The organism is Frankia sp. CeD (genome assembly GCF_000732115.1).
In the GTDB taxonomy this organism is placed as follows: Bacteria; Actinomycetota; Actinomycetes; order Frankiales; family Frankiaceae; genus Frankia; species Frankia casuarinae.
In genome coordinates, this window is the sequence record NZ_JPGU01000004.1 from 39,774 (window position 1) to 53,626 (window position 13,853).

Sequence of the window (13,853 nt, forward strand, 5' to 3'; positions counted from 1 at the left end):
TCAGCCGACGGCTGGCGGCGTGTCGTGCCGGACCATCAGTTCCCGGGCGAGTCGCCGGTAGCCGGCAGCCCCCACCGACGTCGGGGCGTAGGTGGTGATCGGCTCGCCGGCCACCGTGGTCTCCGGGAACCGAACCGTCCTGTTGATCACAGTGTGGAACACCTCGTCCGGGAACCGTTCGACGACCCGGGCCAGCACCTCCCGGGCGTGCAGGGTGCGGGCGTCGTACATGGTGGCCAGAATGCCGGCGAGCTCCAGGCGCGAGTTGAGCCGCTCGCGCACCTTGTCAATGGTCTGCAACAGCAGCGCCACTCCCCGCAGCGCGAAGTACTCGCATTCCAGCGGGACGATGACGGCGTCCGCCGCCGTCAGCGCGTTCACGGTCAGTAGGCCGAGCGAGGGCTGGCAGTCGACGAGGATGACGTCGTACTCGTCGAGGATCGGCGCCAGCGCGCGGGCGAGGCTGTGCTCGCGGCCGACCTCGGTGACCAGCAGCACCTCCGCGGCGGACAGGTCGATGTTGCTCGGCAGCAGGTCGAGCCCATCGACCTGGGTCTCGACGATCACCTCGCGGACGTCGGCGTCCCCGCCCAGCAGGAGGTCGTGCACTGTCAGGTCGAACTGCATCGGGTTGACGCCGAGCCCGACCGACAGCGCACCCTGAGGATCGAAGTCGACGAGGAGTACCCGCCGGNCGTACTCCGCGAGAGCGGCACCCAGGTTGATCGTACTGGTGGTCTTGCCGACCCCGCCCTTCTGGTTGCACATCGCGACGATCCAGGCGGGACCGTGCGACGTCAGCGGGGGCGGGACGGGAAACGACGGCAGCGGCCGTCCGGTGGGTCCGGGCTCGCCCNCCCCCGCATCGACACTCTCACCGCCGGCCTCGAGCCGCCCGTCCTCGGACAGGCGGGGATCACCGACCGTCACCTCCCCATAGAAGCGGCGGGTCGGTGAGGCGACGGACGACGTGTCGGTGAAACGGACCACTGAGGGATTGCTCCTTCTACAAAGAGCAGAAACGGACCGGTAGGAGCGTACCGACACCGACCCGTTCTCGGTGGCGCCGGGTGGCCGTAAAGCGGCGTGTCGCGCCATGAGCGGCGTGACCACGTTGGACGGACCCCACCTGTGTTGGACGGACCCCACCAACGGAGGTAGGAAATCAGACACCGGGGGGTGACCGCTCCGGTTCGACGAGGGATTCATCTCTCCGATCAGTGCTCGAGGAGACTCGAGGAGAAGGGATCCGGGATGGGCGCGCAGACGGTGGAAGCGGTGGTGGCCCGGGAGAAGGGCGCCGCGGTCTCGCTGGAGCAGATCGTTGTTCCAGATCCGGGTCCAGGCGAGGCACGGGTACGGGTGCGCGCCTGCGGCGTATGCCATACCGACCTGCACTACCGCGAGGGCGCGATCAACGACGACTATCCGTTCCTGTTGGGGCACGAGGCGGCCGGCACCGTCGAATCGGTGGGCGAGGGCGTGGTGGGTCTGGCCCCGGGTGACTACGTGGTGCTGGCCTGGCGGGCCCCCTGCGGAACCTGCCGGGCCTGTCGGCGCGGCATGGCCTGGTACTGCTTCGACTCCCGCAACGCGCGAAATCCGATGACCCTGGCGGACGGGACGCCGCTGGCGCCGGCGCTGGGCATCGGCGCGTTCACGCCGCTGACCCTGGTCGCCGCGGGCCAGTGCGTGCCGGTGGACCCCGCGGCCCGGCCAGAGGCGGCCGGGCTGATCGGCTGCGGGGTGATGGCCGGTTTCGGTGCCGCCGTGAACACCGGCAGGGTCACCCGGGGTGAGACGGTGGCGGTGATCGGCTGCGGCGGGGNCGGCGGNGCGGNGNTCGCCGGCGCCNCGATCGCGGGAGCGCGGAAGATCATCGCGGTCGATGTCGACGACCGGAAGCTCACCTGGGCCCGACGCTTCGGTGCCACCGATGTCGTGAATGCCACGGCAGACGATCCGGTGGCGGCCATCCGGGCGCTCACCGACGGCTTCGGCGCCGATGTGGTCATCGATGCGGTGGGCCGCCCGGAGACCTACCGCCAGGCCTTCGACGCCCGCGACCTGGCGGGGCGGCTGGTCCTGGTGGGTGTACCCGNCCCGACGATGACCGTGGAGCTGCCGCTCGCCGAGGTCTTCGGCCGCGGCGGTCACCTGTCGTCGTCCTGGTACGGCGACAGCCTGCCGAGCCGCGACTTCCCGATCCTCATCGACCTCTATCGCCGGGGCCGACTCGACCTCGACGCCTTCGTCACCGAGACCATCGGGATCGGCGACGTCGAGGAGGCGTTCACCCGGATGCAGCGCGGCGACGTGTTGCGCAGCGTCGTCATCCTCTGAGTCGTCGTTCACCGGGCCGCCATCTACTGAACCATCGTTCACCAAGCCTTTGCTCACTGGCGAGCTTCGTTGGCGGCGGGTCCACCCGGAGCCGGGAACCGCCGGATACGGTCGACCCCACCGGGTGCACCGCCGTCCGACGGCACCCGCGACACGCGCAGCGGGCAGCGGGCAGACCGATCGGGTCGAGGAGGGGACGCAATGATCGTCAATACCGGGCTTCGGGTGGATCGGGTGATCACACGCGGCGACTTCACGCTCGACGGTCAGTCGTTCACGGTCGACAACAACGTCTGGCTCGTGGGAAACGACGACGAGGTACTGGTCATCGACGCCGCGCACGACCCGTCGGTGATCGCGGCGGCCATCGGCACCCGCGTGGTCACATCGATCATTGCTACACACGGTCACAACGACCACATCAATGCGGCGACGGAGCTCGCGGACCTGGTCCGGGCGCCCATCGCGCTGCACCCCGCCGACGTGGTGCTGTGGAAGGCGATCTATCCGCACCGGGCGCCCGACCACGCGCTCGCGGACGGACAGCTCATCAGCCTGCCCGAAGGTGGAGCGCTGCGCGTCCTGCACACCCCGGGCCACTCTCCCGGCGGGATCTGCCTGTTCGGGGAGATCAACGGCGACCCGGTCCTGTTCAGCGGCGACACGCTCTTCCGCGGGGGTCCCGGGGCGACCGGGCGATCCTACTCCGATTTCCCGACCATCCTGGCCTCGATCCGTACCAGACTGCTCACCCTGCCCGCGCACACCGTCGTGCACACCGGTCACGGCGACGACACGACCATCGGCGAGGAGGGTATCGACTACGACGACTGGGTGAGCCGCGGCCACTGAGCGGCCACTGAGCGGCCACCGAGCGGGCGCAACCGGCGCGGGCACGACCGAGCCGGTCAGCGGCCGCTGACCGGCCGCTTCCCCGCATCACCGCCTGGTGTGCGCACCGGACCCCGGGTGTGCGCACCAGGCTAGAGTCGGCCCGCGGTGCGCCGGGTGCCGCTGCTCTGCCCGCGACGCGCCGCCCACATCGGGGAGACGATCGCGACTAGCGCGACCGCGACACCAACCTGCAGGATGTGCCGGATCCAGNCGAAGCCGCCGGTGTGGCGCACGCCGAGCGCGCTCGCGATTACGTTACCCACCAGCGCGCCGATGATACCGAACCCGACCGTCAGCCAGAGTGGGATGTTCTGCCGACCCCGGACGATCAGACGGGCCAGAAGACCGATCACCAGACCGGCCAGAACGATCCAGAGAATTTGGAACACCGAACACCCTCCAGAGCCTGAGTCTGCCTCCTCTTCGTCTCCATGAACCCGGCTGCACAAACACCGCGGGCACCCGACCTGCACCGGATGCACAAACCTTCCTTATTTGGTTTTTTCCTGGAAAATAGGCCCAATCCGGCGGAACGCCGCCCGTCCGTCAACGCGGAAGATCCCGGACGTCGACGGCCCGCAGATTGATGTTCGCGAATCCCTGGTGCATTCCGGGTACCAGGTCGACCCAGAAATAACCACGCAGCCGGTAGGAACCCTGCACGTAGCCGAAGGAAGCACCGCTGTGCGCCATCTCGGCAAGGCGGTACGTGCTCCCGAAGCACTCCTTCCCCGGCTCGAAGCCGGGCGGCTCCCCCGGCCCGNGCGCCCCGCACGCGTCGAAGAGGGTGAAGTTGGGCCGGTTGTCCCCCCCAAAGTCCGGTCCGGGGTAGAAGGCCCCTTCGTTACCCTCGGCGAGGGTGGAGATGTCGAGGAAGATGATCTGGGTGTCGTGGGCGGCGACGAAGTCGGTGAACGCCTTGGCCTGTGTGAGCTGGCCGACCGTGCCCCGGAACCCGGGGATCGGCCGCCCCGACGACAAACCGGCGGGAGGAACGATGACAGAGGGTGAGGGGAGCCCCAGTGGCCCAGGAGTACGTCCCGATCGGGCCGGGACGTCGTCACGCGACGACGGGGTGGGTGGCACGTCGTGCGGGCCGGGCTCCAGTTCCCCGCCCGTCGCCCGGGAGCTGGCGGCCGTCCCGGGGGCCCGCGGACCGAGGTCGCTGGCGGCCTCGGATGCGCTCAGGGCGGCCAGGCCCGCGAGTGTCGCGGCCAGGGCGGCCAGACCCGCGGTCCGGCGCGGGTGGCGTCGGGCGCGGGCCCGCCGGCCGGACAGGGGCCGCTTCGCCCCGGCGGAAGCTACCTCGGCGGAAGCGGCCACATCATGATCATCTCCAGTCGGCCGGCCACCGGCCGGACCGTCATCCTCGCCGGGCGCGGACCCGCGGACCCGCCCAAGCTCGCCAACCTGCCCGGACTCGCCAACCTGCCCGGACTCGCCCGCCGGACCACCGGTCCCGAGTGGCGCCCGGTCCGCTGTCCCCGCGCCGTTTGTCCCCGCGCCGGCGCTCTCCGGCGCATCGAGGCGGATCTGCGTCTTGGCGTCGTGGGTATCCTCCTCCACGGCCGGCAGAAGGCTCCTCACACGGGTCGCCACCGGTGGAGCGAGCCAGGCGTCCCGCAGTATCCGGCGTGTCTCGCGCCCCGGGTCGCCAGTAGACCCGATCAGCACGCGCAGCAACGCGTGGGCGCTCGGCCGGGCCATGGGCTCCTTGAGCAGCGCCGCGCGGACCGCTGGGCGCAGGGCCGGCGGAACATCCCCGGTGTCGGCCTCGTCGTGGACCACCCGGTACAGCAGTGCGTCGGGCCGGCCGGTGCCGAAGGGGGGTCGCCCCGACGCGGCAAACAGTACCGTCAGGCCCCAGGCGAAGACGTCCGCCGGCGGGCCGATCTCGCCGCGTCCAGTGACCTGCTCCGGGGCCATGTAACCCGGGCTGCCCAGCAACACCCCCGTCCTGGTAGCGGCCGTCGCGTCGACCGCCGCCGCGATGCCGAAGTCGATCACTTTCGGGCCGTCCTCGCTGAGGATCACGTTGCCCGGTTTCAGGTCCCGATGGACGATGCCGGCGTCGTGGATGGACTTCAGGGCCTCGGCGAGCCCGGTCGCCAGCGCCATGACGACCGGCATGGCCAGCGCGCCCCGGTCGGCGATCGCCTCGGCGAGGCTCTGGCCGTGGATGTGCTCGGTTGCCATCCACGGATCCTCGGCGTCGGGATCGGCATCGACCAGCCTCGCGGTGCAGGCACCGTCGACCGCCCGGGCGGCCGCGACCTCGCGACGGAACCGGCTGCGGAACTCGGGATCGGCCGTGAAGTCCGACCGGATCACCTTGAGGGCGACCGGCCCTCCGGTCTCGTCGTCGATGCCGAGGTAGACGACTCCCATACCGCCGGAGCCGAGCCGCGCGGTGAGCGTGAACCGGGCGATCCGCTCCGGATCGCCAGAGCGCAGCGACATCGCCGGCACCGCGCCCTCCCTTCCGTCGAGCTTTCCGCCGCGAGCCGACCGACAGCCGGCGAGGATTGGCCGCCGGGGCCGACCGCAGCTCCGAACGNTCCGACGCAGTGGCCGAGGCAACGGTCGATGGAGCATCCCGACAGGCCCGGAGCTCCCGGCCGAGGCACAAGCGGTCGATCCCGACCGATCGGCCTGGCCTGCCGGTTCCAATCAGTTCCGGGGAGCCGACCCAACGACTCGATCCCGGTTGCCACGTCCACCGTGCCAGCTAAATCTGTGACGGATCTGTGACGGAGATGTGACGGTCCGCGCGGTCGAATCACAGCGAGCAAACGAGTCCTGCCCGTGAGCGGATTCCGAGATTCGGAGATCAGGAGATTCGAAGATCAGAAAATAGTTTGATGTTCGCGTAGCCGGATCAGGTCCGGATCCTGCTCGATCGCCTGGATGTCCTCGGCCCGGGCATGGGTGACGAAGTGCTCCATGGGTACTTCGACGAACAGCCCTCGGGCCCGGACCGCGACCCGTCCGGTAGGGCTGTTCAACCGTCCCTCGCCACTGGCGTAGACCCGCCGGCCGAGCACGCCCTCGACCCGCGCGCTCAGGTGCAGGACAGTGCCCACGGGTACCGGCCGCAGGAAGTCCGTCTCCAGCCGGCCGGTCACCAGGCTGGTCCGGGTCAGATGCCCGAGCGCACCCAACGCCTCGTCGAGGGCGCAGCTGAGCAGGCCCCCGTGGGCGAGGCCCGGCGCTCCCTGATGATGCTCGGTCACCTCGAACGTCGCGCACAGCGCGAGCCCGGCATCGGCGTCGACCCGTAGGTGCAGTCCGTGGGCGGACTGGTCACCGCAGGCGAAGCACCGCACGTAGTGGGACGGCAGCACGGTGCCAGGCGCCGGTGCGTTCGCTGGACGTGGCGGGAGTTGTGCTCCCGGTGGCAGATCTGTTCGCAACGGCGTCACGACCCGGACTGTACCGACGCGGTGGGATCCGCCTGGCATCTTGCCGACGTCCCTTCCACCAACCGGCTACACCAACCGGCTACCGGCCGACCCGCGGCCAAGGACTCCGCTCAGCTACCGGCGGCTGGCCGCGCGACGCAGGTGGCGCAACTCGCGGCGCAGCCTGATCTGAGGAATGACACCGATGAGTAGGCCAACGACGAGACCGGCGGCGGCCGAGGCGGCCAGTGCACCCGCGACCGACATCTGCTTGGTCGAACCGAACAGCCAGATGCTCACGCGCGCGTCGTTCTGCACGACGAAGACCACGACAGCGATCGCGATGAGCAGCACCAGCACGGTGATCGCATAGGTGGTGTAGGCAACCCCGCGACGCGGGGGCCGGGCGCCGCCAGTGGGCGCACCCGGGACGCCGGGAGAATCCGGTGCGCCCGGGTGGACCGGCTGGTGCGGCACGGGCGCCACCTCGCCTGAACCACCCGGACCGCCCGGACCGGCTCGACCAACCGAACCAACCGGAACCTGGCCGGCGGGCGTTCCAGGAGGCGAGGCCGCGGGGGTCTGCCCGGCCGGCGCAGGCGCCGCGGGCGCGGACGGAACGGCGGACGGAGAGGCCACACGCCCCGCGTCGCCGAACCCTTGGCCCGGCTGCTTCGGTCCCGTCATGATCTTCCTGTTCCTCGACCCGCCGCCATCCCGCCCGATCGGCCGGCTCCGCGCACCGACAGCCCGATCAGCCCTACGCCCAGGAAGCGTGGACCGGGAAGCACTCTATACTGAAGGAAGCGGACGAGTTGGCCGGGCGGCCGCGTCGGCGCCGGCCGGTCCGGCGTCGCCGAGGAAAGTCCGGGCTCCACAGGGCAGGGCGGTGGGTAACACCCACCCGGGGTGACCCGCGGGACAGTGCCACAGAAAACAGACCGCCGGTGCCGGTCCCGGCGCCGGTAAGGGTGAAACGGTGCGGTAAGAGCGCACCAGCGCCCAGGGTGACCTGGGCGGCTCGGTAAACCCCGCCCGGAGCAAGGTCAGAAGGCCCGTGGCCGTCACAGGTCGCGGACCGCGCAGGCGTTCGAGGGCTGCCCGCCCGAGCCTGCGGGTGGACCGCTGGAGGCTGCCGGCAACGGCAGCCCGAGAGAGATGGTCGCCGCCGGCGAGCCGTGAGGCGAGCCGGTACAGGACCCGGCTTATAGGCCACCTCGTCCGCCTCAGCGGCCCGACCGCTCCCCGGTTTGTACAATCTGGGGATGAGTGAGATGCCGATCAGCGAGGCACGCGACCACCTCGGCGAGATCGTCTCCAAGGCGGAGCACGCCCGGGAGCGGATCGTCCTGACCCGTCACGGTCGCGCGGTCGCGGCAGTAATCTCCATAGAAGATCTCCGTGAGCTGGAAGCGGCAGAGGACGAAGCGGATCTCGCCGTCGCCCGAGAGGCGCTGGCCGCCGAGGAGCCTCGCGTACCCCATGCCGACGTCCTCGCCGAGTTCGGCCTGAACTGACGTGGCGCACACCGTCGAGTGGGCGACTGCGGCGCTGCGAGAGCTGCGCAAGCTCGACGCCTCCGCCGCTCGACGGATCCTGATCGCGGTGACACGACTCGCGGCGGAACCCCGCCCCTCCGGGGCCCGGGCCCTCACCGGCCAACCCACCGGGATACTGCGGATCAGAGTTGGTGAATATCGGGTGATCTACCAAGTCGACCACACCCGCGTTCTCGTCACGATCGTTCACGTCGCCCATCGACGTGAGGTGTACCGGCACCTCTGACCCGAGCGACTCGACACAGTGATATCAAGATCGCCCATCACCTGCCTACGTCCACGACAGGGCCGCTGTCCATGGCGCGCGTTCTATCGACGGATCGGGCCGAACCTGGTCATCGGTGTCGAGGCCGACACCGATCNGAAAAGCCGTCAGGTCGGCCGAAGAACGTCTCGACGACGTGGAGGGTGACGCATGAAGCTCGCAGCTCTCAAGCCTCTCGACCAGGTCATTGAGGACAACCGCGCGGATGCCGAGTTCCGTGACGCACCGGACCGCAGGGCTTNCGCCCGCGACGTTGCGAACAAGGTGGTGCGATACCGCACCGAGCACGGTCTAAGTCAGCGTCAGCTGGCGGCTGTCGTCGGCCTGGTGCAGCCCCAGATCGCCAGGCTGGAGAGAGCCGACCACCAACCCTCCTCCGACACTCGGCGCTGATCATCTCTGGAGGGATCGAAACGCTGGGTCGCCGTCCTCACCTGACTGGTCGTTTCTAGCCATGATGTGGTGACACTGCTACGGTAGGTGGCAATGTCGATCGAACGGCCGGATGCGAGCGTCGATGCGCCGGCCGCTCCCTGGAGACCGNGGGCTGGGCCGAGCCAGGCCGAGGTGAAGGCGCGGCTGCTCGACCGGCTCACATCACCGGAGGCAGGCTCCCCCGTTTCCGCCGACGGCACCGAATCCGATGGCTTGGCATCCGCAGGCTCGGCCCCTGAAGGCTCGGCGCGGCCGGAGACGGAACGTTCCAGGATCGACGCCAAGCTGGACGCGCTCGACCGCCGGAACACCTCGGATGATCGTGCCCCGTGGCCGGCCGACCGTCGGTCGGTAGAGGACACGCGGTCCGCCGATCCTTCGCCGGTGGAACGCAAGCTCGCGCTGCTCGACCGCGGGCCCGGCGGTGAGATGGACGCGGCCAGGAAGCAGGATCGGCCGGCCGGACCGGAGAAGCTGGGGTGGCGGCTCACGAGGATCTGGCGGGAAAGCCTCCCGACTCGAGATGGACGCGCCTTCTTCGAGAAGTCCGACACGGACATGCGGAGGACCGCGATGGCCGCCGAGCCGGTCCCGGGAACCTACACAGCCGACCTGCATGGCGACCCGTCGGGATTCCGGGTCGGCAAGGTCGCGCTCGACGCCCGGCAGCTCGGCGCGCTCATCCGCGCCGACGAGAACTGGCGCGGCCGACCGGTGCGGCTGCTGTCCTGCGAGACCGGGCAGGGCGACAACCCCGTGGCCCAGAAGGTCGCGGACGAACTCGGGGTCGCGGTGACGGCACCGACCGAGCTGGCCTGGGCCGACGACCGCGGTAACGTGTGGACGACATCAATGACCGAAAATGAGTACGGTCGTCTGGTGCAAACCGTTCCCCATGACGGCTCCTGGATCAATTTTCATCCGAGAGGCGAGGGCAAACAGAATGCCTGAGGTGTTCGGCAACATTAAGATAGCGAAACTGTTCGACGGCACCCAGGACGGCACCCCCTTCGCCGCCGATCGTCCGAAGCTTCCCGCCGGCCGCGAACGGGCAGCATTTCTCGCCTATCTCTGCAAGGGTGAAGTCATCCTGCGCGCGGCGGGCCTCTCGGTGGACCGTTTGGACGAGTCACGCGGGAAGCAAGTTCCCATCGTGTTCTTGACAGACGGGGAATGGGTGTGGAGCGCATCGATCGCCTATTATCTGGAGGAGCACGATCTTCCGCCGGAGCCGGCGTTTCTCGACTATCTCCGCGGCCGGGACTTCACGTATGTGGCGCCGACGGAGGAACAGGTCAGCGCCGCGGCGGCGGCCCTGCGGGCGCGGTAGCGCCGCGGGGCCGGCAGCCTCGGCCCTGACCCCGCATCAACCCGCCTGAGCTGCCCCTATTCGCCGTAGATCGTCTGGCCCGCCAGGTGATGGGTGTCGTTGAACCCGCGTAGCACCGCCGGGCCGTCGGAGTACCAGTCGATGGTCGTCATCGACACCAGATCCAGGTGGAGGCGGTAGAGCACGGCCGGTTCCGCCGCCAGCGCCAGCTGGGCCAACCCCTTGATCGGCGTGACGTGTGAGACGATGAGGACCCGCCCGCCTGGCTGCTCGGCGAGCAGCCGGTCACGCACCCGCGCTACCCGGGCCACGGTGGCGATCAGGCTCTCCCCGCCGGGCGGCGGGACGTGCGGGTCGGCGAGCCAGGCATTGAGCTCATCGGGGAACTTCTCACGCACCTCGGCGAAGGTCAGCCCCTCCCAGGCGCCGAAGTCGGTCTCCCGCAAATCGTCGACGACGACGTAGTCGCGGCCGAGGGCCTCGGCGGTCTGCCGGGCCCGCTTCAGCGGCGAACTGACGACGAGATCGAACGGCTCGTCGCGCAGCCGGTTCGCTACGGCCGCGGCCTGGCCGAGCCCGACGTCGGTCAGGGCCGCCTCGACCGTCCCGCTGAAGCGCTTCTCCACCGAGAGCGGGGTCTGCCCGTGACGCAGCAGCACGGTCGTCGTCGGCGGTGCGGGCGGCGCCATCCAGCCGGAGAGCCGGTTCGTCGTCGGCGCGTGGTGCGGGACCGGGTCCGGGGACTGCGGGACCGCGGGTTCCCAGGCCCGCCCGGCGGCGGCGGCGTCCATCGCCTCGTTCGCGAGCCGATCGGCGTCGGCGTTGCGCGCGCGGGGCACCCACTGGAAACGGACCGCGGGGAACCGGGCGGCGAGTTCCGTCGCCTCGGCCACCAGCGGCCGCATCGCCGGATGCTTGACCTTCCACCGGCCGCTCATCTGCTCGACGACGAGCTTGGAGTCCATCCGGACCTCCAGCTCGGCGTCCGGGGCGATCTCAGCGGCGGCCCGCAGCCCGGCGATCAGCCCGGAGTACTCGGCGACGTTGTTCGTGGCGCGCCCGATCGAGTCCGCGCGCTCGGCCAGCAGCTTCCCCGAGCCGGCGTCGCGGACCACGGCCCCGTAGCCCGCCGGGCCCGGGTTACCCCGCGACCCGCCGTCGGCCTCGATGACCAGCCTGCGCACGGTGCCCATCTACATGCTCCCCTCGTCTACCCCCGAGGCGGGGGTCCCGCCGACGGTGTTACAGCCCCGATTCGGGGGTACGGACCAGGATGCGCCGGCACTCCTCACAGCGCACCACCTCATCCCCCGGCGCCGCCGCCACGGCGCGCAGGTCGCCGCCCGACAGCTCAAGATGGCAGCCCTGGCAGCGGCGGCGCAGCAGGGCCGCGGCGCCCACTCCGCTGGAGGACGCCCGGATCCGCTCGTACAGCGTGACCAGCGCCTCGGGCAGCTCCGGGACGAGAGCGTCGCGGTCATGGNGCAGCCGCGCCACCTCGGCATCGAGCTCGGCGTAGGCCTTGTCCCGCGCGGCCACCGCCGCGTCGAGCTCGGCCTGCAGGGCTGATCGCTGCTGGGACAACGCGGAGAGCCGGCTCTCCAGGCCCTCGACGATCTCCATCTTCTCGAGCGCGTCGTCCTCGAGCACGCCCTGACGACGGGTCAGCGAGGCGAGCTCCGCCTGCAGGTTCTCCAGCTCACGCGGCGTCGAGACGGCGCCGGAATCAAGCCGCTGGGAGTCACGGGCCGAACGGGTCCGCACGAGGTCGATCTCGTTCTCCAGCTTGCGCTGGGCACGCGCGACGTCGCTCAGCTCGGTCCGCACCCCGACGACCTCACCGTCCAACGAGGTCAGCGCGGCGGTGCGCTCGGTGATGACGGCGTGCTCCGGCAGACCGCGTCGGCGGGCCACCGACCGGTCGATACCGGTGTCGAGCGCCTGCAGATCGAGCAGGCGGAGCTGAACTGCTGGATCGGCCTTCATCGATTCCTCACTGGTACGCCTGAACGACTACACCTGGCCGACCTGACCAGACCCGACGCGGCGCCCTCCGTGACCCGGGCCTCCGCGTGACCCGGGCCTCCGCGCCGCCGGCACCGCCTACCGGGACGGAACGTGCACCCGCCAGGGATCGGTCACGATAGCGGATACCGACGTGCTCACCGTACGTCCCCTCGCACGCAGACCGGTGTGCAGGCGGGTGGCGGCCTGGCTCAGCCAGGGCCATTCACTCGCCCAGTGGGCGACATCGACCACCACGACCCCATGCGCACCGACGGCGTCGAGGACGTGGTGATGCCGGCCGTCCGCGGTGACGAGGACGTCCGCTCCCGCGGCCTCGGCTGCGGCGACCAGTTCNCCCCCCGAGCCGCCGCACNCCGCGATCCGCCGGACGAGCCGGTCCGCGGTACCCGTCGCCCGGACCCCGCCCGCCGTCGCCGGCAGCGCTCGGACGACCCGGGCGCAGAACCGTTCCAGGGACTCGGCCGCGGGCAGGTCACCGATCCGGCCGAGGCCCCAGCACACGCTCGCCCCGCCGACACCGCCCTCATCACCGACACCACCCTCATCACCGGCGCTGCTCCCGGCACCGCCCTCGTCGGCCCCGGCACCGCCCTCGTCGGCCCCGGCACCGCCCTCGTCGGCCCCGACGTTCGCCGGGGCGGACAGCGGGGCCGGGGCGGACAGCGGGGCGACGTCACGCAACCCCAGCGCGTCGGCAAGCGCGTCACTCACGCCCGGCGCGGCGACATCGGCGTTCGTGTGCACGGTGTACAGGGCGACGCCGGCCCGGATCAGGGTGGCAACGACCCGCCCGCCCGGACCGGTCTCGGCGACGCCGTGCACTCCCCGCAGGAACAGCGGGTGGTGGGTGACGAGCAGCTGAGCTCCCGCCGTGACGGCCTCGGCCGCCACCTCGGGGGTCGGATCCACCGCNAACAGGACCGCCGAGGCCGGCGCGTCCAGATCNCCCACCGCCAGTCCCACCGCGTCCCAGGACTCGGCCCAGGACGGAGGGAAGAAACGCTCAAGCACGGCCACACAGTCACGCACTGTCGCTGACGGAAAGGTCACCACCGTGACCCTACCCGCTTCGTCGCAGCGACCTGCCAGCCGGTCACGCTGTCCGGTGCCACACCCGGGCGCCGTGGGGGCGGTCGTTCCGGCCCCGTAACGTCACCGGTGGCAACACGCCTGCGATGTGCTGGCGAGCCGCGAGGAAAGGGCAGTCGTCATGGCGGACGTTTCGGTGCGATTCCAGGTGGCGGGGGATGCCGAGATCGTGCTGAACCTCGCGACCCCGCAGGCTGTCCGGCTGGTGGAAGCCATCATGCGCAAGGTGGCCGAGGCCATGGGTGCGCCGGAACGGCCCGCCGTCGGGGCCATGTGGCCCGACGTGCCATCGGCGCAGGCATCGTTCGCTCCGGACCGGCGCNGAGGCGCTGAGGCACTGAGACGCNGAGACGCCGAGACGCCGAGACGCCGAGACGCCGAGCCACCCGGGCGGCTGCCCGGCTCCGGCCGGGTGGACGCCCGCCGCCGGCTATGTTGGCGCAATCCCTCTGAACAAAGCAGGCGAAGGCACCAGATCGGCACTCTGCGTACTTGTTTTCACAAAAGCC

General features: G+C 70.6%; 15 protein-coding genes, 1 other RNA gene and 1 pseudogene. 9 read left to right on the plus strand and 8 right to left on the minus strand.

Going from position 1 to position 13,853, the window contains the following annotated elements:
* Window positions 1–990, minus strand: a complete 990-nt coding sequence (locus CED_RS04270) for a ParA family protein (protein ID WP_035908723.1) — start codon at window positions 988–990, stop codon at window positions 1–3.
* Window positions 991–1,254: 264 nt separating this feature from the next.
* Between CED_RS04270 and CED_RS04275 the strand changes: the two genes are divergently transcribed.
* Together CED_RS04275 and CED_RS04280 are read left to right on the plus strand one after the other, a co-directional pair.
* A complete protein-coding gene (locus CED_RS04275) occupies window positions 1,255–2,343 on the plus strand; it encodes an S-(hydroxymethyl)mycothiol dehydrogenase (RefSeq protein ID WP_035908724.1) in 1,089 nt (362 codons plus the stop codon).
* A 201-nt stretch (window positions 2,344–2,544) separates the two neighbouring features.
* Window positions 2,545–3,195 (plus strand): MBL fold metallo-hydrolase, encoded by a 651-nt coding sequence (locus CED_RS04280; RefSeq protein WP_011435890.1) that lies wholly within the window; start codon window positions 2,545–2,547, stop codon window positions 3,193–3,195.
* A gap of 131 nt (window positions 3,196–3,326) precedes the next feature.
* Here the strand turns inward: CED_RS04280 and CED_RS04285 are convergent, their stop codons facing one another.
* The 4 genes from CED_RS04285 to CED_RS25010 form a co-directional block, all read right to left on the minus strand.
* Window positions 3,327–3,626 (minus strand): GlsB/YeaQ/YmgE family stress response membrane protein, encoded by a 300-nt coding sequence (locus tag CED_RS04285; protein ID WP_035908725.1) that lies wholly within the window; start codon window positions 3,624–3,626, stop codon window positions 3,327–3,329.
* Window positions 3,627–3,783: 157 nt separating this feature from the next.
* A complete protein-coding gene (locus CED_RS21325; RefSeq protein ID WP_051868660.1) occupies window positions 3,784–5,697 on the minus strand; it encodes a serine/threonine-protein kinase in 1,914 nt (637 codons plus the stop codon).
* A gap of 386 nt (window positions 5,698–6,083) precedes the next feature.
* Window positions 6,084–6,698: a PaaI family thioesterase gene (locus CED_RS04295; RefSeq protein WP_011435887.1), complete on the minus strand. Its 615-nt coding sequence runs from the start codon at window positions 6,696–6,698 to the stop codon at window positions 6,084–6,086.
* Window positions 6,699–6,773: 75 nt separating this feature from the next.
* Complete coding sequence (locus tag CED_RS25010) at window positions 6,774–7,115, minus strand: lipopolysaccharide assembly protein LapA domain-containing protein (protein WP_023840523.1); 342 nt, start codon at window positions 7,113–7,115, stop codon at window positions 6,774–6,776.
* 334 nt (window positions 7,116–7,449) lie between these two features.
* Here CED_RS25010 and rnpB point away from each other — a divergent pair.
* The 6 genes from rnpB (at window position 7,450) to CED_RS04325 (ending at window position 10,227) form a co-directional block, all read left to right on the plus strand.
* Window positions 7,450–7,862: RNase P RNA component class A (rnpB, locus tag CED_RS21340), an RNA gene on the plus strand.
* Window positions 7,863–7,903: 41 nt separating this feature from the next.
* Window positions 7,904–8,155, plus strand: a complete 252-nt coding sequence (locus tag CED_RS04305) for a type II toxin-antitoxin system Phd/YefM family antitoxin (protein WP_232234943.1) — start codon at window positions 7,904–7,906, stop codon at window positions 8,153–8,155.
* A 1-nt stretch (window position 8,156) separates the two neighbouring features.
* Window positions 8,157–8,423 carry a type II toxin-antitoxin system RelE/ParE family toxin gene (locus CED_RS04310; protein WP_023840524.1) on the plus strand — a complete coding sequence of 89 codons (267 nt, stop codon included), beginning with the start codon at window positions 8,157–8,159 and terminating at the stop codon, window positions 8,421–8,423.
* Window positions 8,424–8,612: 189 nt separating this feature from the next.
* Complete coding sequence (locus CED_RS04315; RefSeq protein ID WP_035908726.1) at window positions 8,613–8,855, plus strand: helix-turn-helix transcriptional regulator; 243 nt, start codon at window positions 8,613–8,615, stop codon at window positions 8,853–8,855.
* A 93-nt stretch (window positions 8,856–8,948) separates the two neighbouring features.
* On the plus strand, window positions 8,949–9,848 hold the full coding sequence (locus tag CED_RS04320; protein WP_035908727.1) for a hypothetical protein: 900 nt from the start codon (window positions 8,949–8,951) through the stop codon (window positions 9,846–9,848).
* Window positions 9,841–10,227: a hypothetical protein gene (locus CED_RS04325; protein WP_011435881.1), complete on the plus strand. Its 387-nt coding sequence runs from the start codon at window positions 9,841–9,843 to the stop codon at window positions 10,225–10,227. Before CED_RS04320 ends, CED_RS04325 begins: the two co-directional genes overlap by 8 nt.
* Before the next feature lie 56 nt (window positions 10,228–10,283).
* Here the strand turns inward: CED_RS04325 and CED_RS04330 are convergent, their stop codons facing one another.
* The 3 genes from CED_RS04330 to CED_RS04340 form a co-directional block, all read right to left on the minus strand.
* Entirely contained in the window at window positions 10,284–11,420 is a 1,137-nt protein-coding gene (locus CED_RS04330) for a bifunctional RNase H/acid phosphatase (RefSeq protein ID WP_011435880.1), read from the minus strand.
* Between the two features lie 49 nt (window positions 11,421–11,469).
* Window positions 11,470–12,213 carry a zinc ribbon domain-containing protein gene (locus CED_RS04335; protein WP_035908728.1) on the minus strand — a complete coding sequence of 248 codons (744 nt, stop codon included), beginning with the start codon at window positions 12,211–12,213 and terminating at the stop codon, window positions 11,470–11,472.
* 117 nt (window positions 12,214–12,330) lie between these two features.
* Window positions 12,331–13,305 (minus strand): Nif3-like dinuclear metal center hexameric protein, encoded by a 975-nt coding sequence (locus CED_RS04340; protein WP_035908819.1) that lies wholly within the window; start codon window positions 13,303–13,305, stop codon window positions 12,331–12,333.
* Window positions 13,306–13,465: 160 nt separating this feature from the next.
* Here CED_RS04340 and CED_RS26020 point away from each other — a divergent pair.
* A pseudogene (locus CED_RS26020) lies at window positions 13,466–13,666 on the plus strand (hypothetical protein); the annotation flags it as partial.
* Between the last annotated feature and the right edge of the window lie 187 nt (window positions 13,667–13,853).